This window comes from Arthrobacter sp. TMN-49 (assembly GCF_054511095.1).
Genome location: NZ_JBTNDH010000015.1, coordinates 56,334 through 79,746 on the forward strand (window position 1 = coordinate 56,334; position 23,413 = coordinate 79,746).

A 23,413-nucleotide genomic window follows, 5' to 3' on the forward strand; every position below is an offset into this window, starting at 1 on the left:
GCCTTGTTTGGGGTGGGGTGGGAAACGGGGCGATCCGGCGGGCGAAACATCACCACCTGGGCCGGAGGTAGAACGTCCTGCCTTTGGGGTGGGGTTTATGATTGATTTTCATGTGTGGAATTGTGGGATACGCCGGTACCGCCCCGGCTCAAGGATCAACGTCGTCAGCTACTCACGGTGCTCTGGAAGTCCTGGTTGAGGGGCTGCGCCGTCTGGAATACAGGGGTTACGACTCAGCAGGCGTTGCTTTGGTCACAGCAAACGGCATTGAAATGCGCAAGAAAAGCGGAAAGCTTGCTCAACTCCTGCACGAACTTGAAGTAAATCCGCTCCCGGAATCCGTGACCGGAATTGGCCACACGCGCTGGGCCACTCACGGCGGTCCAACAGATGCCAACGCGCACCCCCACGTGGTTGCTGGTGGCAAGCTCGCTGTGATCCACAACGGAATCATTGAGAACTATGCCCCGCTAAAAGCCGCCCTGGTGGCCAGCGGACACACTTTCCTCTCCCAAACAGACACCGAAGTGGCCGCCACCTTGTTGGGGGAGATCTACCAGGAACTGGAAGAAGACACCGCAACAAGCCGTGAAGGCAGCCTGCTCTCGACGGCCATGCAATTGGTGGCGCAGCGCCTCGAAGGGGCTTTCACCCTGGTGGCCACGCACGCCAACGAACCCGGAGCGGTGGTGGCCGCGAGGCGCAACTCACCCCTCGTGGTGGGGTTGGGCGACGGCGAGAACTTCTTGGGGTCAGACGTTTCCGGCTTCATCGACTACACGCGCCGCGCCGTGGAACTGGGCCAGAACCAGGTTGTCACCATCACTGCGGATCACGTCACCATCACCGATTTCCATGGCGTGCCGGCCGAGGGTCGCGAATACCTGGTGGATTGGGATGCCGCAGCCGCGGAGAAGGGTGGTTACCCGTCCTTCATGGAAAAAGAGATCAACGACCAGCCCGATGCTGTGGCGCAAACCTTGCTGGGACGCTCGGACGTTGACGGCAACCTGACTCTGGATGAGATCCGCGTTGACCCGACAGTCCTGAAGTCTATCAACCGCATCATCGTGCTGGCCTGCGGCACCTCGGCGTACGCCGGGCAGGTGGCGCGCTACGCCATTGAGCACTGGTGCCGCATTCCCACGGAAGTGGAACTCTCGCACGAGTTCAGGTACCGGGACCCCATTGTTGATGAGAACACCCTCATCGTGTCCATCTCACAGTCCGGGGAAACCATGGACACCCTGATGGCAGTGCGCTATGCCCGCGAGCAGGGCGCCAAAACAGTGGCCATCTGCAACACCAACGGCTCAACCATTCCGCGCGAGTCCGACGCAGTCCTTTACACCCACGCCGGCCCCGAGATCGCCGTAGCCTCCACCAAAGCCTTCCTGGCCCAAATTACGGCAGCATACTTGCTGGGACTTTATTTGGCGCAGCTGCGTGGGAACCTTTTCCAGGGGCAGATCAAGGACATCCTGGCTGAACTGGCCAAGACGCCCGCCAAGATCGCCACCGTGCTGTCCAACGCGGAGCAGATCAAGGAACTGGCCCGCAGCATGGCCGACACCCGGACAGTGCTCTTCCTTGGCCGCCACGTGGGCTACCCCGTGGCCATGGAAGGGGCCCTGAAACTCAAGGAGCTCGCGTACATCCATGCCGAAGGCTTCGCCGCCGGTGAGCTCAAGCACGGACCCATCGCCCTGATCGAAGAGGGCCAGCCGGTCATCGTTGTGGTGCCGTCACCGCGGGGCCGCGACTCCCTGCACGCCAAAGTGGTGTCAAACATTCAAGAGGTGCGGGCCCGCGGGGCAATGACCATTGTCATTGCCGAGGAGGGCGACGAATCCGTGCGCGAGCATGCCGAGCACGTGTTCTACATTCCCGAGACCTCCACCCTGCTGGCACCGTTGCTGACAACAGTTCCGCTGCAGATCTTCGCCTGCGAACTGGCCTCTGCCAAGGGCTACGACGTGGACCAGCCGCGCAACCTGGCCAAGTCCGTCACCGTCGAATAGCAGAAACGGTAGGCGACGCCCCCTGGGACGGCGCTTGCGGTTAAAGCCGGTCATAGACCACCGGCCTTAACCGCAAGCGCCGTCCTTTTTTGCGGGTTCGGAGCGGCGGGGGAATAGGCTGGGGTCATGATCATTGGGATTGGTGTAGACGTTGTTGATATTGAACGCTTTGGCCGTCAGCTGGAAAGGACTCCGGGGCTGATAGAGAGGCTGTTTGTGCCGGCTGAACGGGGCTTGAACACGCAGTCGCTTGCCGCCCGGTTCGCCGCCAAGGAATCCGTGGCCAAGGCCCTGGGCGCCCCGGCCGGGATGAACTGGCAGGACTGCTGGATTGGGTTGGATGAGAATGGGCCCACCATCAACGTCCTGGGCACCGTGGCGGCCGTGGCCAAGTCCAAGGGCATCAAGCACTGGCACTTGTCCATGAGTCACGACGGTGGCATTTCCACAGCCATGGTGATAGCCGAAAGCTGACATGCTCCACGCCTACTCAGCCGCCGCCGTCCGGGCCGCCGAACAGCCGCTCTTGGCGGCCGGCCGCGGCCCGGAACTCATGCGCACGGCAGCACACGGACTTGCCATGGGCGTCGTCTCGGTGCTGCGCTCGCGCGGCCGGGGAGTGTACGGCGCCACAGTGGTGCTGCTGATCGGATCCGGCAACAACGGCGGGGACGCCCTCTATGCAGGCGCCTACCTGGCCGCCCACGGAGCCCGGACGACGGCGTTACTCACCAGCACCTTGACCCACCCCGAGGCGTTGCTCGCCTTTGAAAAAGCCCACGGGCGTTGCGTCGCGCTGGGCGAGGGCGGCGCCCCGGCCGGACTGCTGCGCGAGGCTCGGCGCTGCGATGTGGTGATTGACGGGCTCTTGGGCACCGGTGGTCGTGGCGGCCTGCGGGAGCCGGTGGCAGGGGTTGTGACGCACCTGGCGAAGCTCTCGGGCCCCGGCCGGCCCGCCGTGGTGGCTTGCGACCTGCCCAGCGGCGTGAACGCCACCACCGGTGAGGTGCAGGGGCCGGTGCTGCGAGCGGATCTCACTGTCACCTTTGGCGCCCACAAAGTGGGGTTGCTCAGTGCGCCGGGGGAGCAGCTGTGCGGCAGCGTGTCCCTGGTGGACCTTGGCCTTGGCCACCATCTGGGTGCGCCCGAAACGTTTCGCCTCGACGCCGGGGACATGGCTGCACTCCTACCGCAGCCATCGGCCGCTGACCACAAATACACCCGCGGCGTGGCAGGGGTCATCGCCGGGTCGGCCCAGTACCCTGGGGCCGGATTGTTGGCCGTGGCGGCGGTGTCGGCCTGTGGGCCCGGGATGGTGCGCTATCTTGGCCCGGATCAGGTGGCAGCCGCCATCCATGTGCGCAACCCTGAGGTGGTGTGTTCGCGAAACTCTCCCGCCGAAGTGCGGGTGCAAGCGTGGCTGGCAGGGCCCGGCATCGACGGGGACCGGGCACAAATGGATCGTGCCGCCGCCGCGATGGCCTCGGGTGTGCCAACAGTGGTGGACGCGGCCGCCTTGTCGCTTGTGCATCCAGCCAACAGCGAGTCAACCGTCGGGCAGGGTTCTCTGATCCTGACCCCGCATGCAGGGGAGCTTTCGGAACTGCTGTCCCGCTGCGGCGTTTCCTTGAGCCGGGCACACGTTGAGGCGTCCCCCCTGGCCGCAGCCCGTCAGGCCGCGGCGCTGCTGGGCGCGGTGGTGCTGCTGAAGGGGCCCACAACTATCGTGGCGGCACCCGACGGGCGCGTCTTCACCCAAGCCAACGGCACGCCCCGCTTGGCTGCTGCCGGGAGCGGGGACACCTTGGCCGGGATACTGGTTGCCCTTGTGGCCATGAGTTCCGAGTCGGCTGACTTGGCGACGACGGCTGCGCTCGCGGCTGCACTCCACGGCCAGTTGGCCCAGACCGACGTCGAACAGCCGTTGAATGCCGGGATGCTGGCGGCACGCATCCCGCGTGTGTGGGCGGAACTAAGCCAGGCCACCCTCTGAGCGCGGACGGCCGGGCCGTAAGGGGTGTCTGGCAGGGCCACCCACATGGCGGTTTGCGGGGGCCTGTGATGGCAAGATATCAAGTATGACTTTTCATGCAGCGGAAAACCGTTACGAGACCATGCCCTACCGCCGAGTCGGCCGCAGCGGGCTGAAATTGCCGGCCATCTCGCTGGGCCTGTGGCACAACTTTGGTGACGATAAGTCGTTCGGTGTGCAGCGGGACATCCTGCGCCGCGCCTTTGACCTGGGCGTGACCCATTTTGACCTGGCCAACAACTATGGCCCGCCCGCCGGCAGTGCGGAAACAAACTTTGGCCGCCACTTCAAGGATGACTTCGCCGCGCATCGCAACGAGCTGGTCATCTCCACCAAGGCCGGCTACCTGATGTGGCCTGGCCCGTACGGTGAGTGGGGCTCCCGCAAGAGCCTGCTCTCCAGCCTTGATGAATCCCTGACCCGGATGGGTTTGGACTACGTTGACATCTTCTACAGCCACCGGCCCGACCCGGAAACTCCGATGGAAGAAACCATGGGCGCGTTGGATCACGCGGTGCGCTCCGGAAAAGCCCTCTACGCGGGCATTTCCTCCTACACGCCGGCCCAAACGCTGGAAGCTGCCCGCATCTTGAAGGAAATGGGCACGCCGCTGCTCATCCACCAGCCGTCCTACTCCATGCTGAACCGCTGGACCGAAGATGGCGAACCCAATCTGTTTGAGGCGCTCGAGGCCGTGGGTGCAGGCTCCATTGCCTTCTCACCGTTGGCCCAGGGTGTGCTCACCGACAGGTATTTGAAGGGTGTCCCCGCCGATTCCCGTGCAGCCAAGGAACACTTCCTCAGCGAACATGACCTCACGGCAGAAAAGATGGACCGGGTGCGCGGTCTCAACGACGTTGCTGCCGGCCGCGGACAGTCGTTGGCTCAGATGGCAATCGCGTGGATTCTGCGGGACCAGCCCAAGGGTACCCCCGTGACCTCGGCCCTGGTGGGCGCATCGAGTGTGGTGCAGTTGGAAAACAACATTGCAGCCATCAACAACCTGGCATTTAGCGCAGCTGAGCTACAGTCAATTGACGAGTTCGCCGTGGAGTCCGACATCAACCGGTGGGCGCAGAAGTAGCGCCGGCGGCACCTAGGTGAAAATTAACCGAGACTCTACTGCCGCCCCGAGGGAACAAATTCGGGGCGGCAGTAGTTGACTAGAATGGTTAAGGGCGCCGTTGGGGCGCCAGGTCCGGTCGAAATAGCCGTGCGTTGTGTCTTTATGTCAACCGTGAAGGCGTGCGTCGACCCATCACCACACGTGTGAGAGCCGGACCCTGTGAGTTTTATGAAGGAGTTCCGTGTCCAATCATCCTATTCGGGTTGCCATCGTAGGCGTAGGAAACTGTGCCGCATCGTTGGTACAGGGTGTCCAGTACTACCAGAACGCTGATCCCAGCGCGAAGGTTCCGGGCTTGATGCATGTTGAGTTCGGCAAGTACCACGTCAATGACGTGCAGTTCGTGGCAGCATTTGACGTTGACAGCAAAAAGGTGGGCTTGGATCTCTCCGAGGCCATCGGCGCCAGCGAGAATAACACCATCAAAATTGCTGACGTACCCAACTTGAACGTGCCAGTTCTGCGGGGAACCACGCTGGATGGCCTAGGCAAGTACTACCGCGAGACCATCGTGGAATCCGACGCAGAAGCTGTGGACGTTGTAGCAACACTGAAGGCGGCCGACGTCGACGTCATGGTCTGCTACCTGCCCGTCGGCTCGGAAGCCGCGGCGAAGTTCTACGCCCAGTGCGCCATCGACGCCGGCGTTGGCTTTGTCAACGCCCTGCCCGTGTTCATTGCCGGCACCAAGGAATGGGCCGACAAGTTCACCGCCGCAGGCGTGCCGATCGTGGGCGATGACATCAAGAGCCAGATCGGTGCCACCATCACACACCGGGTCATGGCGAAACTCTTCGAAGACCGCGGCGTCGTGTTGGACCGCACCTACCAGCTCAACGTTGGCGGCAACATGGACTTCAAGAACATGCTCGAGCGCGAGCGTCTGGAATCGAAGAAGATCTCAAAGACACAGGCCGTCACCTCCAACACCTCAGCAGTGTTGGGCGAGGACGACGTTCATATTGGCCCGTCGGACTACGTGGCCTGGCTTGATGACAGGAAGTGGGCTTTCGTCCGCTTGGAGGGACGCAACTTCGGTGACGCCCCCGTGTCCTTGGAGTACAAGCTTGAAGTATGGGATTCACCCAACTCGGCAGGTGTCATCATCGACGCCATCCGTGCGGCGAAGATCGCCCTGGACCGCGGCATCGGCGGCCCCATCCTGTCAGCATCCAGCTACTTCATGAAGTCCCCGCCGGAGCAGTACGCCGACGACATAGCCCACGAGAAGGTTGAAGCCTTCATCCGCGGCGAGATCTAACCCCCCTCTTACAACGCTATCGCAGCAATGGTGTGTTTTTTCTAGACGCTATCGCAGCATTGGCTGAATATTGCAGAACGCTCTCTCACTGTTGTGGGGGAGCGTTTTGCGTTCAGGAGTATTGGGAGTCGCTGGGTCTGTGAAGGGATTTGCCTGGGTCAGTGGCCGGAAGAAAAACCGGAGTCGATGGTGGGATCCACCCACGCAACGCGGAGGGCACCTTTGATGCGGCGCACAGCATCTTGAAAACCGTCCGTCACATCGTCGTGGGTAAAGACCATCACAGTCCACCCGGCAGCCCTGAACGCTTTGTCCCTGCGCAAGTCGCTGCGCCGCTGAAGTTCATCAAGGTGGTGGGCGCCGTCGTACTGCAAGGCGATGCGCCGGGAACGGTAGCCGGCATCTGCCGATGGACTGCCGGGACGGTTCCACAGGGTGAGCTGCAAATCGGGCTCCGGCAGACCGGCGTCGAGCATGGCCAGGCGCAGGAGCGTTTCCGGGCTGGAATCGGCGCCCACGCGCATGCGGTCCAGGGCTTCGCGGGCCCGGATAATTCCCTGCATGTTTGTGTGGCGCCCAACCATCAGCCGCAGAGACTGGCGCGTTGCGTACGGCGACTGGCGCCCTTCGAATTCGGGCCGCGGGATTCGTATGAGCTGGTCGCCCATGCACACCAGATCGTTGAGCGGCAGTGTGCGGGCCAGCTCAAGCCAGGTGCGGGCCCGGGAGCTGATGCGCAGCTCGCCGTCAACTTCTATCTCGTCCGGGAAGAAAAGCATCTTGTGCGCGGTGATTCCCCGCCGCCGCACCTCCGGTGTTGTCCGGGGCTTGCTTAGGTGCAGCTCATTGGAACCGGCCAGCCATGGAGGAAGCACCAATTGATGCAGACGTGCTGCCGTGGAATGCGAAATCCAGGCACCGGGAGACACTGCGCAAAGAGCCCGCGCAGCCTGCCGCAGCTCGAAGTCCCAACCGACAGGACGGTACAGCCCGTAGCTGACGCCCACCAGGCCCTTGCCCCTCAGTCGATGGCGTGGGAGCCCCCGCGACTCAGCCTCGGCCCGTGTGAATGGGGCTGCGGGGATGCCGGAGGGGTCGTGGGATGCCATGAACATATTCTGGCGCAATTGGGCCGCCAGCGTGCAAAGTTATCCACAGGCTTGCCCGCGCCGCTGGTTGCAACTGCCCAGGCCGCAGCCAGCGGTGCGAGAGTGTCGTGAGAAATCCAACCATTGCTGCGAGAGCGTCAGGGAAAAGGGCACCATTGCTGCGATAGCGTCTGACCTAGCCCGCCACCCGGAGCAGCGCAAAAATCCCGCTGCGCTCGCCGACTCGGTCCTTGAGCTGGCACGGCTGGTGCTGGTGCGCGGCCCCTGACTGAAACGCCCCCGGAAGCAGCTACTGTCAACCTGCGCATGGCCTCGGCCGACTTTACCGAATGGGCCCGGGGCGCGGCCGCCGTGGCCATCCAGGCCCAGGCGTTTATTGTCTAGGCTGCTCCATCTAGCACGCTGCATCTAGCCTGCGGAGTCCTTTTCCAGCGGCGGAACGGGCCATGGGTTAGCATGGCAGAAACGCCAGGAGGAGGCCACCATGCCAACAATGTTTAGCCTGAGACGATCGGGGCACGCCGTGAGCTCGCGGCTGGCCGTGACGGCCCTTCTGCTCGCCGTTGTGGCGGTGGTTGCCGGGTGCGCCCAGCAGCAGCCCGGCGCAGGCGCCACCGGCACACCGCCGGTGACGGCAACGCCGCCAGCCACGGGCATGGAGCTGACCATCACGCTAACTGAATCGCCCGGGGCCACACCCAGGACGTTCCGTCTCGTCGCCGACGGGTCCACCCCGGCGCCGGCGTCAACCTTGCCCGACTCCGCAGCGGCACTCGCAGCCGTGGAGCAGCACGGCGAAAAGATCTTCTTCGCCCTGCAGGATCCAACCCGGGTGTGCACCCAGCAATATGGCGGCCCGCAAGTTGCCGTGGTCACCGGCTGGTTCCATGGCAGGGAAGTCAACGCCGCCTTCAGCCGGACCGACGGCTGTGAAATATCGCGCTGGCAGGCTCTGGCCCCGTTGTTCGGCGCGCTGGCGGGCGGAACCGGCGCCGTCTAGCGGCCCGGTGAAAGCCGCGGAATAACTCAGGTAACGCAAAGGACGACGGCGGCCATCCAGACGTACTGGATGGCCGCCGTCGCCCTTGGGAACCGAGTGCAGGGCTAGGCTGCCCTGGACCCTATGACAACAGGTCCGTGGGCGCTAGGTCGGTGGGGAATGCCGACTCCTGCTGCTCGCCCTTCCTCGGCTTGCCATTGCTGTCCTTGCTGTCCTCGCCGTCCTCGGCGGGAACCACTGCGGTTCCGTCGGGTGAAACAATCACGGAGACGAACGTTTCCGTGCCGGCATCGCCGAAGGCAACCCGACCCAGGTAGTTGCCCGGGGCCAGCCCGGTCCAACTCAGCGTCACGTTGCCGGACTTGCCATTGGCCAGCTTCAACGGGTTCGGCGCCACCGTGGCATTGCCGGCGTCGGCACCGAGGATCGCGGCGTCAACAGTGGCCTTCGCGGCGCCCCCACTCGTGCTCGAATACAGGTTGGCGAGCACCGTGTAGGTACCGGGCACGGGGTTCGTCAGCGAAAGCGTTTCACTGGAAGAAGCCGTCCGGAGGTCGGTGAATTTGCCCTGCGGGTTGAAGACGATCATGTCGAAGTCGGCGCCCTCCTCGGAGGAGATGACCTGGAACTTGGCCAGTTTAGTTCCCTTCGGAACCGTGACCTCCTTGAGGAAGTTGGAGGCGTTGGTGGCGACGGAGAGCGGACCGGGCACCAAACTGACGGCGCTGGAATCGGCCTTGGACAGGCCATTGAGGGTCAGTGCCACGGGGGCACTGCTACCGGAAACTACCGGAATCATGCCGCTGCTGGTGCCCTTGGTGGAGCTGAAGGCGATCTCCGGCTGCACCAGAGCTGCCAGCGGACGGACGGCCACCGGTGAGGTCACCGTGGCGCCTGCCCCCTGCCAGCTCAAACTTCCCATGGCAAACGCGCCCAGGGCGGCACCGGCGTTTTCAAAGGTGACCTTGAAGGTGCGCTGTTGGCCAGCCTGTGCGAAGCTCAGCACCGAGGGAGTGACCTTGACGTTGACGCCGGGGACGTTGGCCGTGGCCCGGTACGTTCCGGCGGTCAGTGCGGTGACCGTACGGGTGACGGTAACTTTTCCGGCCAAGCTGCCCACGGCGAAGGATGCCAGGTTCATGTCCCGGGGCGCTGTGCTGCCAAGCTCTGGTATGCCCAGATCAACGCCTGTGCCCTGAATGAACTTCAGGTACTCGGTGTCGCCAGCGTCGTACACCAGCCCTGGTTTGAGGGCCTTGACCACTGCCGTCTGACCGGCACCGGTGGCAAAGAGGTCGGTGTTCTTGCTGCCGTCCGCCTTCACCACCTTGGTAGCCGTTGTCATCATGGCCGATTTCACCGCGGCCGGTGACCAGGTGGGGTTCTTGGCCATCAGGAGTGCGCCGAAGCCGGCCACATGTGGTGAAGCCATGGACGTTCCTGACATCATGCCGAACTGCTCACCACCGGTGGCGATGGGTGATACGCCGGCCAGCACGGCAACACCGGGTGCGGCGACGTCGGGCTTCAGTAGATCTGAATTCACGGCGCTCAGCGGGCCGCGGGAGGAGAATCCGGCCACCTGCGGCTGCGGGGCAACCGGCAATCCGGTGGTGTCAGTGTCAGTGAGGGAGACCAGCATGGTCGGGTTGGCAGCAACCTTGTCCTTGATGAGCGTCGTTGCCGGCGGGTTCACATGGACTGTGGGTACTGCATGCAGGTCCACGTCCTCGGAGGATGCTGTGACGTTGGTGAGGATCATGCCCACGCCGCCTGCCCGCTTGACCTCGGCGCTCTTGGCGGTACGGTCGATGACGCCGCGATCACAAACCACAATCTTGCCAGCGACCTTCGCAGCATCCAAGGTGTTGGGGCCACAAAGTTCGGGGTTGGTTGCACCGGCTGCTGCAGCCGTGGTCGCCAGGACAGCGCGGCTTGCCGGGGGTGTCTGTTCCATCATGCTGGCGCCGCGGAACTTGGTGCCATCAGCGAACTCGACCGTGCCTTGAAGCTCGGAGGAGAAGGATGTGGCGGCCACGGTGGTCAGCCATGGGGCTCCGTGGTTGACGGTGCTTGCCGTGGGGCCGGAGTTGCCGGCCGATGCGGCCACGAAAATTCCGGCCGAGGTGGCCGAGAGGAACGCGAGGGAAACAGGGTCGGTGGTGGATGAGGTGCTGCCGGAGATGGAATAGTTCAGCACGTCCACGCCGTCAAGGATGGCCTGGTTGATGGCCGCCACAGCGGAGGAGGAATAGCAGCCGCCAGTGGCCGGATCGGTGTCTTCCCAGCACGTCTTGTACACGGAGAGTTTGGCTGCCGGTGCCACACCGCTGGTGATGCCCATGTGCCGGTCACCAATTTTTGCCGCCACGTTGGCGTTTCCGGCCGCCGTGCTGCCGGTGTGCGTGCCATGGCTGCCAACGTCCACGGGCGAGAGGACTTCTTCCGGAGCCCGATCCTCGGGTGCCACGTACTTCACGAAGTCGTCGGCAAAGTAGTGTGCGCTGAGGACCTTGGAGTTGCAGGCGGTGCCGTCAAAATCGGCTCCCGTGCCTACACCCTTCTGACATTCGCCGGAGAAGGTTTCGCCGTTGGCCTTGAGCATGGCGATGTTGCCATCATCGGTGCGGTATGGGACACCAACCTTCGGGTCACCGGTCAGGGGCAGTACCTCTTCCCCGGCAAAGAACGGGCTCGACGGCGTATAGCCGGTGTCGATGATGCCAACAACGACGCCTTCGCCGGCCTTGTCCTGCCCGCCGAAGCTCGACTTCCAGCTACCGTTGCGGCCGCTGAGACCAAGGAAATCGGTGCTGGAATAGTCCGGCGCATTCTCCGTGTCCGGGGCGACGGTGAGAACGCTCGGGTCCTTGGCCAGGGCCAACGCCTGATCTGCTGAAAGGTCCGCGGAGAAGCCGTTGAGGGCGGCCGTGAACGTGCGCTTGGGTTTGACGCTTTCGGTCTTGGCCACGGCAGCCTGCTTGTTTTCCAGGTGCGCCTTGTACTTCTTGACCTCCGGACGCGTGGCGTCAAGCTTCTTCCCGGCCTCCGGCTTGGTGGCAGCCAGGCCAGCCGTGCCGCCGTCGTACATGGCGATGGGCTGCTCGGTGAGGATCACAATGTAGCGCCCAGCCTGGTAGCTCAGCGGATCGATGTCCATTTGGGAGATGCCGGGCAGGGCGTGCTGGCTCGGGTTGGCCGATGCTGGCAGTGCCCCCACTGTGGTCAGAAGCAACGGCAGGCCGGCGCAAAGAGCCACGGCCTTTCGCAGTCCTGGGCTTCGAAAGAGAGTTCTTCCCGTTCGTTTCATGGTGCTGTGACCTTTCAACAGGATCTCCGCCAGGCGTCTTGCCTGACGGGTGAAACATGGCAGGCCGGGCAGCGTCCCTGATGATGACAGGGTGCCGTGAGCCGTCGGAGCCAACGAAAACAGGCTACCGACCAGTAGGGCGCATGTGAGCCGGGACACAGCAGAAAGGTTGTGGACTAACCAAAGGGGCAGGATGGTGGGTGCGGATATGACCGCAAAGTACGACGGCGGGAGCTCGCCGGTGCGTCGAGGCGCAGCAGCGGGCAGATGCTTAGCAGCCGGGCGGGGCCTGATACTGGTATTTCAAGGCCAGGTCGTAGCTGAGCACTGTTTGGGCAGCTGTTTTTTCCCAGCCAAATGACTCGGCAAAAACCGAGGCGGCCCGGCCCATGTCGGCCCGTGTTTCGCCAAAATCATGTAATGAGGCAATTGCGTTGGCCCACACCACAGAAGACCGGCCCTCCACCAAGAGGCCCGTGCGGCCGTCACTGACGGCCCGTGGCAAACCGCCAACGTTGGTGGCAATCACGGGCGTGCCACAGGCTTGTGCCTCCAACGCCACCAGGCCGAAGGACTCGCTGGAGGACGGCACGGCCACCACGTCGGCGCTCCTGTACCAATGGGCCAGCTCTTCCGGGCCGACGGGCGGGTGGATGGAGGCGACACCTGACAGGCCGGCGTCGAAAATCATGCGGGCCAGGTCGTACTTGTCGTGGCCGCTGCGTGAGCCCAGGAACGTCAGCCGCAGGTCAATGTCGGGCCGTTCACGGCGCAGCAGGGCGGCGGCCTTGACCAGGACGTGCGGGCCCTTGAGCCGTTGCAGTCGGCCGGCAAAAACAACATGGAAACAGTGGGCCGGGATGTCAAGGTTTTGCCGTGATCTGTCCCGGAACGCTGGTTTGAAGACTTTCAAGTCAACGCCGGGGGAGACTATGTCGATGCGCTGTTCGCAGCCGTCGTAGTGGCCCTCAAGTTCGGCCGCCTCCGCGCTCGTGTTGGCAATCAGGCGCGTGGCTGCGGCCACAATGTGCTGCTCACCGTCGACCCTGATACTTGGCTCGGCCGTTTGACCCGGGGGCAGGTGGTGATTTTTGACCCGGGCCATGGTGTGCATGGTGTGCACCAGCGGCAAGTCCAGGCGCTTGGCCACCAATATCCCGGCCATCCCGGAAACCCAATAGTGGGAATGGATGACCTTCACGGGAACTCCTGTGAGGGATTCCACGTGGGCGGCGACGGCGTCGGCCATTTCATGGATGAGCTCCGGCAGCGCCTCCTTGGAGACTTTGGAGAACGGGCCGGCGGTGATGTGATGAACAGTGACTGTCGGGGCCAGCTGCACCGTGTCCGGCTGGGTGGCTGCCGTGCGGCGGGTGTAAATATCAACGGCCACGCCCGTCGCAGCCAGTTCAAGGGCCAAATGGCGGACGTAAACATTCATACCGCCAGCGTCGCCGCCGCCTGGCTGCTCCAAAGGGGAGGTGTGCAAGGAGAGCATGGCGACGCGTCGGATCTGATGCATGGCGTCCCTCCTAACGGGTACGTGGGCCAGGCTCCGGCAGTGTGGCGCGGCCGGGGCATGGGGAACTGCACAAAACGTGTCACTACATATCTTGTCACTGCCTGTGAACACTACCTAGCCCGCGGAACGGCCGGATTCGAACCGCAAATCACAACACCACCACGGGTGAGGGCACCACCGGGCGGGCAGGTGCGCCCAAAAAGGCCTAAAATGGGGTGGTGACTTCCTTCGTTGCGTCAGTTCACGAGCCCACACCGGGCCTTGAACGGCAAGCCATCATTGACCTGTCCGCCATCGCCAACAACATCCGCCACCTGCGTGCCATGGTGGGGCCCGCCAAATTCATGGCAGTGGTCAAAGCCGACGCCTACGGGCACGGCATGGTTCCGGTAGCCCGCGCAGCCGTCGCCGCCGGTGCGAATTGGTTGGGCGCCGCCCACATCAGCGAAGCCCTGGCGCTGCGGGCGGCTGGACTGGAGGTGCCCATACTGGCATGGCTGCACACCCCCGCCAGTGATTTCACGGCAGCCGTTGCCAACGGCATTGACCTGGGCTGCTCCGGATGGGAGCTGGAACATATTGTTGCCGGTGCCACGTCGCTGCAGCGCCAGGCACGCGTCCACCTGAAAATCGACACCGGCCTGGGCCGCAATGGCTGCACGCCTGCCCAGTGGCCCGCCCTGGTTGCCGCCGCCCTGGCGTACCAGGCCCAAGGCCTGATCCGGGTCGTGGGTGTCTTTAGCCACTTGGCCGTGGCCGACGAACCGGACAGGCCCGAGACTGATGAGCAGCTGGCTTGCTTCCGGGAGGCGGTGGCAGTTGCCGAGAATGCCGGGGCGGAGCTGGAGGTGCGCCACATTGCTAACACGCCAGCCACCCTGACACGCCCGGATTCGCACTTCGACATGGTGCGGGTGGGCCTTGGCATCTACGGGCTGTCCCCCTTGGGGGGCATCACCGCCGCACAGTTGGGGCTGGTCCCGGCCATGACGCTGCAAACACAAATTGCGCACTGCAAGGACGTGCCGTCCGGCCAGGGTGTCTCCTACGGGTTGAACTACGCCACCGCCGCCGACACCACCTTGGGGCTCGTCCCCTTGGGCTATGCCGACGGCATCCCGCGCATCGCCACCGGCGGGCCGGTGCGCGTCAACGGCGTCACCTACCCCGTGGTGGGCCGGATCGCCATGGACCAGATGGTGATCGACCTAGGCCCTGCGGCACACGAGGGCTTCGCCCAAGCGGCCGTACCGGGTTCGGCGGTGGGCGCCACCGCCGTGTTGTTTGGCAACGGGGCCGACGGCGGACCGCTCGTGGAGGAGTGGGCGACGGCCGCCGGGACCATCAACTATGAAGTGGTGACACGCATCAGCCAGCGAGTCCCGCGCAGCTACCTTGGCGCAGCAGCTGTGGGCGGCGCCTGATGGTGTGGGAGTTTTCCACCAGCACCGCCGCGCAAACCCAACACGTGGCGCACCAGCTTGCCGGACTGCTCAGGGCCGGGGACTTGATCGTCCTCAGCGGTGAGCTGGGCGCCGGCAAGACCACCTTCACGCAGGGATTGGGCAGCAGTTTGGGTGTGCGGCCGGGCATTATTTCCCCCACCTTTGTGCTGGTGCGCATTCACCCGAACTTGCCCGATGGACCCAACCCGGGCGGGCCGGACCTGGTCCATGTGGATGCGTACAGGCTGTCCTCACCCGGCGAAATTGATGACATTGATCTAGAAAACACCCTTGATTCGGCCGTGACAGTGGTGGAGTGGGGTGCGGATCGGGTGGAGCACCTCTCAGCCAGCCGCCTGGAAATTGACTTGCTGCGGGCTGTGGGCGGGACTCCCGCGCCGCTGCCGAATCAAGCAGCCGACGATGCCGGCACCTTTGATTTTGCTGACGAGGACGACGACGAACCCCGCCTTTTGCGCGTCCAAGCCATCGGGCCGCGCTGGGAGGGCATCGATTTTTCGGTGCTTGGCCAGCCACAGACATCAACAGAATAGATGAAAAAACTATCGTGAGAATCTTGATCATTGACACCTCGGCTGTGGCTAGCGCGGCAGTGCTGGACTTTGACCCCCAAGACTTGGCCAGGACGGTGCGGGTGGTGGCGAACTTTGCCACCCAGGACACGCGCAGTCACGCCGAGGTACTGGCGCCGGGGGTGAAATCGCTGTTCAACGACCCCGTCACCGAAGGCCCCGCATTGGATGCCATCATTGTGGGCACGGGTCCTGGCCCGTTCACCGGACTGCGCTCGGGGATCACCGTGGCACGCACGCTGGCCTTCACCTGGGGCGTGAAACTGTACGGCATGATGAGCCTTGACGCCTTGGCCCAACAGGTTTTTGACACTCCGCGCTACGTGGACGGGCGGGCAGTTGCGCCGCTGGCCCTGGCTGACTTTGTCGTCGCCACAGACGCCCGCCGCCGCGAGGTGTACTGGGCCAAGTACAGCGCTGCGGCCGTGCTCATCGAGGGCCCACATGTTGGTCCGGCGGCACAAATTTCGCCCGTGCAGGTCTTCGGCGCCGGCGCCGGAATCTATGCCCCGGAACTGACCGGCAACGGATGCGTGGTGGAGGCCAGCTTTTCCAACGAACAGCCCACCGCCTTGGAGCTGGGGCGGGCGGCAGCTCGCAAAATAGCTGCCGCAGGATCCCTGGCGAACGCTGGCTTATTGGATTCCACCCCGTTGTACCTCCGTGAATCGGACGCCAAAGTTCCCGGCCCCCGGAAGCGTGCACTGTGACGACAGCCGCCGAACCGGAACAGCCGCTGGCGCCCCAGCCATGGCAGGGTCCTGCGCTGTTGCGCGCCATGGTTCCAGCCGACATTGACGTCATCACCGCCTTGGACGCCCAGCTTTTCGGGGTGGACTGCTGGCCCCGGTACATGTTTGAGGCCGAGCTGGCGCAACCCGAAACCCGCCGGTACATCATCGCCGAGGTTCCGGACAGTGCCGGCGGCAGGCACTTAGCAGGCTATGCCGGGCTGATGTGCGTGGAGCCCGTGGGGGACATCCAAACCATCGGGGTATTGCCGGAATTTGAGGGCCGCGGCATTGCCCGCGCCATGTTGGCAGACCTCATTGCCGAGGCGACCCGACGCGGTGCCCTGGAGATCATGCTCGAAGTCAGCTCAACAAACCCCCGGGCCCAGGATCTCTACAGGCGCTACGGTTTTGCGCACATTCACACGCGGCGCAGGTACTACAAGGACGGCTCGGACGGGATGATCATGCGCCTGACACTACCCACCCCCACCGATGTGAAGGACAACTCGTGAACCAGAGCAACCCGCTGATTTTGGGTATTGAATCCTCGTGCGATGAAACAGGTGTGGGCCTGGTGCGCGGCACAACGCTGCTGACCAACACCGTTTCCTCATCGATGGAAGAACACGTTCGTTTTGGTGGGGTGATTCCAGAGATTGCCTCCCGTGCCCACCTGGACGCCTTTGTCCCCACCTTGCAACAGGCGCTCTCCGCTGCCGGGGTCACGCTGGCGGATGTGGACGCCATCGCCGTCACCAGCGGTCCGGGTCTGGCCGGTGCCCTCATGGTGGGTGTCAGTGCCGCTAAAGCCTTGGCGCTGGCCACGGGCAAACCGCTGTATGCCATCAACCACCTGGTGGCACACGTGGGCGTTGGCCTGCTGGATGAGTCCATCGCTGCGCGCTACCAGGGTGGAGAGTTGCCGCAGAACCTTGGCGCGTTGCTCGTTTCGGGTGGGCACACAGAGATTTTGCGCGTGCGCAGCATCGCCTCCGATGTGGAGTTACTCGGTGCCACCATTGACGACGCCGCCGGGGAGGCTTTCGACAAGGTGGCCCGGCTGCTGGGGCTTAGCTATCCCGGTGGCCCCGCCATTGACAGGCTGGCCCGCGAAGGCAATGCCAAGGCCATCCGGTTCCCGCGCGGGCTGACAATGCCCAAATACATGGGCACCGCGGAAGCACCCGGTCCGCACCGCTATGACTTCTCCTTCTCCGGCCTGAAGACGGCCGTGGCCCGCTGCGTCGAGGGGTACGAGGCACGCGGGGAGACTGTCCCGGTAGCCGACGTTGCGGCGTCGTTTCAGGAGGCGGTGTTGGATGTCATCACCGCCAAGGCCGTGCTGGCGTGCAAGGAGCAGGGCATCACCACTTTGCTGCTGGGCGGCGGCGTGGCTGCGAACTCCCGGTTGCGGGAGCTGGCACAGCAGCGGTGCATGGCTGCCGGAATCACGCTGCTGGTGCCCAAACTATCGCTGTGCACTGACAACGGAGCCATGGTGGCGGCCTTGGGTGCGCAGCTGGTCATGAACGGCGTGGCCCCGAGTGATCTGGCGTTTGCCCCGGATTCGTCCATGCCCGTGACAAGCATCAGCCTCTAACCCCCACAACTGACCCGCAGAAAACGCCGAAAATACGCGCTTTTAGCGCGATTTTCGGCGTTTTCTGCGGGTCAGTTGTGGTGAGGCGGGAGGGGGCTTGGTGCTGGGCTGTGATGAGTTCGGCCCTCGAAACTGGCGAACAAACTGCTCACTAGTACGTATTGAGTCATACTGGTTCGATTGAATTCGAAGCATGATAGATTCGACAATACTCGTACAAGATCGGAGGATCCGTGAACAGCACTACGCGCCAAACGCCTCAGCCCACAGCTGCTCAGGCAGCCAAAGCTACAGTTCCCAACACTCCGGCGCCCAAGCGCCGAAACCTCTCGATGCTCCTCGCCGCGTCGCTCGTGACAGCGGTCTTCGCACTCTCAAACTCGCCAACACCGCTTTATGTGCGCTGGCAGGCTCAACTCGGGTTCTCCGATGGCACGCTGACACTTGTCTTCGCGGCCTACATCGCCGGGCTCCTGCTGACCCTCCTGATGGCCGGACAACTCGCCGACAGGATTGGCCGCAAGCCAGTACTCATCCCGGGCCTGGTGTTGGCGATGGTGGCATGCGTTCTTTTCGCCACGGCCGAGTCAGTTCTGGTGCTCGGCATCGCCCGCTTCCTTACCGGGATCTCCGTTGGGGTGATCGTGTCCGCAGGGATGGCCGCAGTGGTCGATCTGGGCGACTCGGGGCGGAAGAGGCAAGCGTCGCTGGCGGCCTCCGTGGCCATGGTTCTTGGTGCCGGCCTCGGCCCATTGTTGGCCGGCGTCTACGCGCAGCTGCAGCCCCATCCGGTGGTGCCCCTCTTCATCACCGAGCTCTTTGTGCTCACGGCCGCCCTGGCCATCGCCATCGCCTTGCCGTTGAAGCAGCATCACACCACACAACCAGGCGCCGTGGACCGGCGCTGGCGACTACCCGAAGTGCCCGGGGAGTATCGGAGCCGCCTCTTGTTCGGCATCGCCGTATTCGCACCAGGCATCACCGCAACCTCATTCGTGCTTTCCTTAGGACCTTCGGTGCTCTCGACTCTGCTCGGCATCACGAGCCCCCTTATCGCCGGCGGTATGGCCTGCGCCATGTTCCTCGCCGCGACCGGCGTACAGTTTGCGGTTGCACGGTGCTCCATTCGCACCATCTTCCTGACCGGCGCCGCGGCCACTATGGTGGCAATGGCTGCCCTGGTCCTGGCGGTCACGGCCTCGCTGCCGGCAATCCTTGTTCTCTCAGCTGTCCTGGCCGGATGCGGTCAGGGGCTCGGGCAACTGGGCGGATTGACACTCATCGGCACCCAAATACCCAGCGCCCACCGCGCCCAGGCAAACTCATTGCTGAATATTGGTGGCTACATTCCGGCCGGACTCATCCCCGTGGCGACAGGATTCCTTATCGACGGCATCGGTCTGGGTGCCGGGACGACCGGGTTCGCGATCGTCCTCACAGCAAGCGCCGCGGCGGCATTCGCAGTAGTCGCCCGGAAACTACCGGGAGCTTAGGGTTGAGGCGTCCAGGCCACGACTAAATCGAGCAGCCCGGGGAAGCGGGCATTGAGATCTTCGGTGCGTACCCTGCTTCGCCGCTCCAACCCATACTGACGCTGACGGATCAGACCGGCCTCACGCAGCGCCTTAAAGTGGTGAGTCAGCGAGGATTTCGGGCGATTGAACCCGAACCAGCCACACGAGTGGTCGTAACTCTCAGACTCCAAGAGGAGCTTCTGAAGAATGGTCAGGCGCAGCGGCTGGGACAGCGCACCGAAAATTGCTTCAAGACGAATGTCATCAAGTGACGGTTCCGGAAGCGGCTCGGGCAGGAACTCCGGTGCGTCAAATGCATCCGACCGGAAACTGGATATCGATACCATGACTGCAGAATACCAGAAGTTCGAGAAAACTCGGACAGCGTATCGCTGTGACGGTTCCGCTCACCACACAGCCAGCCCAGACGGCGCCATCACATGAACACCGCCGTGATCATTGCCCACCCCAACCCGGCTACCTATTCCATCGACGAGGCCCTGGGTGCGGCCCTGCGCGGGTGACCGCAGCTGGCCTCGTCGCACCCGTCGTCAACCACCCATCCGGTGGAAGAGGTGGGGGCTAGTTGGTGTCCATCTCTGCCACGAGCGAACGAACGACGGCGCGCAGGTCACCATCAGTGCCAGCTGCCACTGCGCGTTGGCGTTGGTAGCTGGCGCCGTTGGTGATGATCTTTTCCACGCTGGCCAGCTCCTCGGAGCAGCCGAGCCGCGCTGCGACAGATTCGAGCTTGTTCAACAATTCCATGGTGTGTTCGGTGACGAGCTGTTCCTTGCCTGCGGCATCCAAAATAATGATGGCGTCCATGCCGTAGCGCGCCGCCCGCCACTTGTTCTCCTGGATGTGCCACGGGGGCATGGTGGGGATGGTGCCGCCGTCGTCCAAGGTATTTGAAAAGTCCTCCACCAAGCACTGGGTGAGGGCAGCGATAGCGCCGATTTCTTCCAGTGTGGACATGCCGTCACAGATGCGCATTTCAATGGTGCCAAGACCGGCCACGGGGCGGATGTCCCAACGGATTTCATTGGTTGCATCGATGACGCCGGTGGTGAACATGTCCTGCACGTAGGATTCGTACGCCGCCCAGTCCGGGAATTGGAAGGGCAGACCGGCGGTGGGGAGTTGTTGGAACATCAGAGCCCGCTGTGAGGCATAGCCGGTGTCCTCGCCCTTCCAATACGGCGATGAGGCCGACAGCGCCTGGAAATGCGGGAAGTAGTTGACCAGCCCGTCCAAGACAGGCATGGCCTTGGCAACATGGTCCAGGCCGACGTGGACATGAACTCCATAGATGAGCATCTGGCTGCCCCACCACTGAGTCCTGTCAACCAGTTTGGCGTACCGTTCCTTGTCCGTGACCGCCTGGGTGCTCGGATTGCTGAAGGGGTGGGTACCGGCGCTGAGCAGATCAAGGCCCAACGGAGTGGCGGCTTCCCGGAGAATGTTCAGATTACGGCGCAAGTCTTCCTTGCCCTCTGACACCGTGTGGCAGATTCCTGTGACCAACTCCACTGTGTTTTGCAACATTTCACCCTTGATGTGGGGGTGCTCGCCGTTGTCCATCACCTCGGGATGGGCGGCGAAGATATTGTTGAAAACGTCATTGGCGCGGGCGTCCAGTTCACCCGTTTCGTGGTCAACCAGTGCGATTTCCCATTCCAGCCCCAGCGTGGACTGTTCAGATTTAGCGAAGTCAATCTTCACTGGGGCGCCCCCTTGGCAGTAGCGGAATCTCGGGTGCGAAGCGGCAAAGGCGCCGGGTGCATTCTGATTGTAGTTCAGGTTTTCGGGCACAATGGGGTGGTGCCTATTTTGAACAAAGACATGACCTTGTGTATTTCTCTCGCCGCGCGGCCCAGCAATATTGGTACGCGCTTCCACAACTACCTCTACGACGCGCTGAACTTGAACTACGTCTATAAGGCGTTTGCGCCCAAAGACCTGGCGCAGGCAGTCGCCGGCATTCGCGGCCTGGGCATTCGTGGGGCGGCCGTTTCCATGCCGTACAAGGAAGAAGTCATTGCCTTGATCGACGTCATGGATGCCTCAGCTGCGGCCATCGAATCGGTGAACACAATTGTTAACAACGATGGCGTGCTCACCGCCTACAACACCGACTACTTGGCCATCGCCGAGCTGCTGGCCAAGCATGGGGTCCCCGCCGATTTCACGGTTCTGCTGCGCGGTTCCGGTGGCATGGCCAAGGCTGTTGCTGCCGCATTGCGCGACGCCGGACTAACCCACGTTTCGATTGTGGCTCGCAACGAGGACGCGGGGAAGGCGCTGGCCGGTCTCTACGGGTTCGGCTGGCTGCCCGAGGTTGGCGAGGCGACAGCAGACCTGCTCATCAACGTCACGCCCCTGGGCATGGCTGGTTCCGAGGAATCAACCCAGTCCTTTGCCGACGCCACGGTGGCGGCGGCGCAGTTGGTCTTCGACGTCGTTGCCCTTCCCGCCGAGACGCCGCTCATCCAGGCTGCCCGGGCCGCAGGCAAACCGGTCATCACCGGCGCGGAGGTCATTGCCATTCAGGCGGCCGAACAGTTTGTGCTGTACACGGGGGTGCGCCCCAGCCCGGAGCTGGTCCGCGAAGCCTCCGACTTCTCCCGCGCCTAGAGACGCTATCGCAGCAATGGTTACTTTTTCCTGAACGCTCTCGCAGTGCTGGGAGAGCGTTCGGGAAAACACGCCATTGCTGCGAGAGGGTTGGGGAAAATCACGCCATTGCTGCGAGAGGGTTTCGGGAGGGGGTTTAGGGCGCGTCCGTGGAGCCATGCGGTTCAACCACGACGGCGACCCTATCCTCGCCGATACGGGTCAGAATCAGCGTTGCCTTGTTGGGGCCCTTGCCGGATCCCGTGAGCAGTTGCCGGCGCAACTCTTCAGGGGTGGTGGAGATGCCGCGCTTCTTGATGTCCAGCACACCAATCCTGTTGGCTTTGACCCAGCTCTTGAGTGCCTTGACGTTGAAGGGCTTGACCTCCAGAACCTTGTAGCCGCGGGCGAAAGGCGTGTCGACAGGATTCTCCGTGCAGATGTACGCGATGTGCTCGTCCACCAGATGCGCACCCAGGGTACGGGCCAAGTCGGCCACCAGCCCGGCCCGGATCACTGCGCCGTCGGGCTCGTAGAGGTACCCGGCAATGGGGCCGACCTCAATGTCTTGTGCTCCGGGGTCATAGGGCACGGTGCTGGTGAGCTCATGCATTCCGTGTGCGCCCACCACCAGGGCTGCGCGGCGGATGCCGGGGCGGGCCAGCGCATTGAAATACAAGCCAGCCTCCACCACATCGCCATTGACGGAAATCCATTGGGCTTCAGCGGTTTCCGGCACTGCTTCGTGCGGGATGCCCGGCCCCATTTTGACGCCCACTGCCTTGCCCGAATCGGCCAGTTTTTCCGCGAACGACAGTGGCGGGGAGAAGGCCTCGGGGTCAAAGAGCCGGGTGGTGCCGGAGGTGCTTGTGGTGCGGCGGGCCGGATCCAGCCACACGCCATCAATGCCGCTCAGGTCTGTTTCTTCGGCGCGGCCGCAAATGACCGTCGCCTCAGGGAACGGCATCAGGTTCACAGTGGTGCAGGCTGCTGTGATTTCATCCATCTCCACGGCCGTGACGGCAATATCCAGGCTGGCCATGGCGAGGGAGTCAGCGCCCAGACCGCAACCCAGATCGGCCACGCGGGTGATGCCGGCCGCGGTAAATCTCTGCGCGTGCAACGCGGCAATGCTCAACCTGGTGGCTTGTTCCAGCCCTGCCTGGGTGAACAACATTTGGTGCGCGAATTCGCCAAACTTTGTCTCTGCCTTGGCCCGAAGGCGTGATTGCGTCAGGGCAGCTGCCACCAGTTCGGGGGAGTGCCCGGCTTTGCGCAAGGTTTCGTTGAGCTTGAGGGAATCCGATTCCGAATAGGGGCCCAGAGTGGACAAAAGTTCCCAGCCGGCAACGGTGAGAAGGGGGGAAATCGCATCAGTGGACATAGCTAAATCGTAACCGCCAGCCGTCCAGTGACGAGCGTCACGGTAAATAGCACACTATAAATTTGCGCAATTATTCTCTGGCGTAATAAGTTTTTAGGAATACTTATAAGGATTGCCTAAGCTAATCTGACTTTTGGAGAAAATCG

The 23,413-nt window shown here is 63.2% G+C and carries 20 protein-coding genes; 14 read left to right on the forward strand and 6 right to left on the reverse strand.

The window, feature by feature from the left end; translation table 11 throughout:
• Positions 1-110: 110 nt before the first annotated feature.
• From glmS to ACX80E_RS08950, 5 genes are all read left to right on the forward strand, one after another.
• On the forward strand, positions 111-2,021 hold the full coding sequence (gene glmS / locus ACX80E_RS08930) for a glutamine--fructose-6-phosphate transaminase (isomerizing) (protein ID WP_459301559.1): 1,911 nt from the start codon (positions 111-113) through the stop codon (positions 2,019-2,021).
• A gap of 126 nt (positions 2,022-2,147) precedes the next feature.
• Positions 2,148-2,495, forward strand: coding sequence for a holo-ACP synthase (locus tag ACX80E_RS08935; RefSeq protein ID WP_459301560.1), 348 nt, complete (start codon positions 2,148-2,150; stop codon positions 2,493-2,495).
• A gap of 1 nt (position 2,496) precedes the next feature.
• Positions 2,497-4,014 carry an NAD(P)H-hydrate dehydratase gene (locus ACX80E_RS08940; RefSeq protein WP_459301561.1) on the forward strand — a complete coding sequence of 506 codons (1,518 nt, stop codon included), beginning with the start codon at positions 2,497-2,499 and terminating at the stop codon, positions 4,012-4,014.
• An 85-nt stretch (positions 4,015-4,099) separates the two neighbouring features.
• Entirely contained in the window at positions 4,100-5,137 is a 1,038-nt protein-coding gene (mgrA, locus tag ACX80E_RS08945; RefSeq protein WP_459301562.1) for an L-glyceraldehyde 3-phosphate reductase, read from the forward strand.
• A gap of 223 nt (positions 5,138-5,360) precedes the next feature.
• Entirely contained in the window at positions 5,361-6,440 is a 1,080-nt protein-coding gene (locus tag ACX80E_RS08950; protein ID WP_459301563.1) for an inositol-3-phosphate synthase, read from the forward strand.
• A 158-nt stretch (positions 6,441-6,598) separates the two neighbouring features.
• Here the strand turns inward: ACX80E_RS08950 and ACX80E_RS08955 are convergent, their stop codons facing one another.
• Positions 6,599-7,549 (reverse strand): DUF559 domain-containing protein, encoded by a 951-nt coding sequence (locus tag ACX80E_RS08955; protein ID WP_459301564.1) that lies wholly within the window; start codon positions 7,547-7,549, stop codon positions 6,599-6,601.
• On the opposite strand from ACX80E_RS08955, the gene ACX80E_RS08960 reads away from it, so the two are divergent.
• Both ACX80E_RS08960 and ACX80E_RS08965 read left to right on the forward strand, forming a co-directional pair.
• The gene (locus ACX80E_RS08960; protein ID WP_459301565.1) at positions 7,548-7,817 is read left to right on the forward strand and encodes a hypothetical protein; all 270 of its coding nucleotides are present in this window, start codon (positions 7,548-7,550) and stop codon (positions 7,815-7,817) included. The two genes, ACX80E_RS08955 and ACX80E_RS08960, sit on opposite strands and share 2 nt — an antisense overlap.
• Positions 7,818-8,033: 216 nt before the next feature.
• Entirely contained in the window at positions 8,034-8,549 is a 516-nt protein-coding gene (locus ACX80E_RS08965; protein WP_459301566.1) for a hypothetical protein, read from the forward strand.
• 121 nt (positions 8,550-8,670) lie between these two features.
• On the opposite strand, the gene ACX80E_RS08970 is transcribed toward ACX80E_RS08965, so the two are convergent.
• Positions 8,671-11,859 carry a S8 family serine peptidase gene (locus ACX80E_RS08970; protein ID WP_459301567.1) on the reverse strand — a complete coding sequence of 1,063 codons (3,189 nt, stop codon included), beginning with the start codon at positions 11,857-11,859 and terminating at the stop codon, positions 8,671-8,673.
• A gap of 271 nt (positions 11,860-12,130) precedes the next feature.
• Positions 12,131-13,381, reverse strand: coding sequence for a D-inositol-3-phosphate glycosyltransferase (gene mshA / locus ACX80E_RS08975; RefSeq protein WP_459301568.1), 1,251 nt, complete (start codon positions 13,379-13,381; stop codon positions 12,131-12,133).
• Between the two features lie 218 nt (positions 13,382-13,599).
• Here mshA and alr point away from each other — a divergent pair, with 218 nt between their 5' ends.
• The 6 genes from alr (at position 13,600) to ACX80E_RS09005 (ending at position 19,246) form a co-directional block, all read left to right on the forward strand.
• Complete coding sequence (gene alr, locus ACX80E_RS08980; protein ID WP_459301569.1) at positions 13,600-14,805, forward strand: alanine racemase; 1,206 nt, start codon at positions 13,600-13,602, stop codon at positions 14,803-14,805.
• Positions 14,805-15,380 (forward strand): tRNA (adenosine(37)-N6)-threonylcarbamoyltransferase complex ATPase subunit type 1 TsaE, encoded by a 576-nt coding sequence (gene tsaE / locus ACX80E_RS08985; protein ID WP_459301570.1) that lies wholly within the window; start codon positions 14,805-14,807, stop codon positions 15,378-15,380. Before alr ends, tsaE begins: the two co-directional genes overlap by 1 nt.
• A 14-nt stretch (positions 15,381-15,394) precedes the next feature.
• Positions 15,395-16,129, forward strand: a complete 735-nt coding sequence (gene tsaB / locus ACX80E_RS08990; protein ID WP_459301571.1) for a tRNA (adenosine(37)-N6)-threonylcarbamoyltransferase complex dimerization subunit type 1 TsaB — start codon at positions 15,395-15,397, stop codon at positions 16,127-16,129.
• The gene (rimI, locus tag ACX80E_RS08995; RefSeq protein ID WP_459301572.1) at positions 16,126-16,665 is read left to right on the forward strand and encodes a ribosomal protein S18-alanine N-acetyltransferase; all 540 of its coding nucleotides are present in this window, start codon (positions 16,126-16,128) and stop codon (positions 16,663-16,665) included. Before tsaB ends, rimI begins: the two co-directional genes overlap by 4 nt.
• Positions 16,662-17,753, forward strand: coding sequence for a tRNA (adenosine(37)-N6)-threonylcarbamoyltransferase complex transferase subunit TsaD (gene tsaD / locus ACX80E_RS09000; RefSeq protein WP_459301573.1), 1,092 nt, complete (start codon positions 16,662-16,664; stop codon positions 17,751-17,753). Before rimI ends, tsaD begins: the two co-directional genes overlap by 4 nt.
• 233 nt (positions 17,754-17,986) lie before the next feature.
• Entirely contained in the window at positions 17,987-19,246 is a 1,260-nt protein-coding gene (locus ACX80E_RS09005) for an MFS transporter (RefSeq protein WP_459301574.1), read from the forward strand.
• Here ACX80E_RS09005 and ACX80E_RS09010 read toward each other — a convergent pair.
• Both ACX80E_RS09010 and ACX80E_RS09015 read right to left on the reverse strand, forming a co-directional pair.
• Positions 19,243-19,614 carry an ArsR/SmtB family transcription factor gene (locus ACX80E_RS09010; RefSeq protein ID WP_459301575.1) on the reverse strand — a complete coding sequence of 124 codons (372 nt, stop codon included), beginning with the start codon at positions 19,612-19,614 and terminating at the stop codon, positions 19,243-19,245. The genes ACX80E_RS09005 and ACX80E_RS09010 overlap by 4 nt on opposite strands.
• A 235-nt stretch (positions 19,615-19,849) precedes the next feature.
• Positions 19,850-20,992, reverse strand: coding sequence for a glutamate--cysteine ligase (locus ACX80E_RS09015; protein WP_459301576.1), 1,143 nt, complete (start codon positions 20,990-20,992; stop codon positions 19,850-19,852).
• Positions 20,993-21,091: 99 nt separating this feature from the next.
• Here ACX80E_RS09015 and ACX80E_RS09020 point away from each other — a divergent pair, with 99 nt between their 5' ends.
• Complete coding sequence (locus ACX80E_RS09020; protein WP_459301577.1) at positions 21,092-21,904, forward strand: shikimate 5-dehydrogenase; 813 nt, start codon at positions 21,092-21,094, stop codon at positions 21,902-21,904.
• A 136-nt stretch (positions 21,905-22,040) separates the two neighbouring features.
• Here ACX80E_RS09020 and ACX80E_RS09025 read toward each other — a convergent pair whose 3' ends face one another.
• Entirely contained in the window at positions 22,041-23,267 is a 1,227-nt protein-coding gene (locus ACX80E_RS09025; RefSeq protein WP_459301578.1) for a THUMP-like domain-containing protein, read from the reverse strand.
• Positions 23,268-23,413 lie beyond the last annotated feature (146 nt).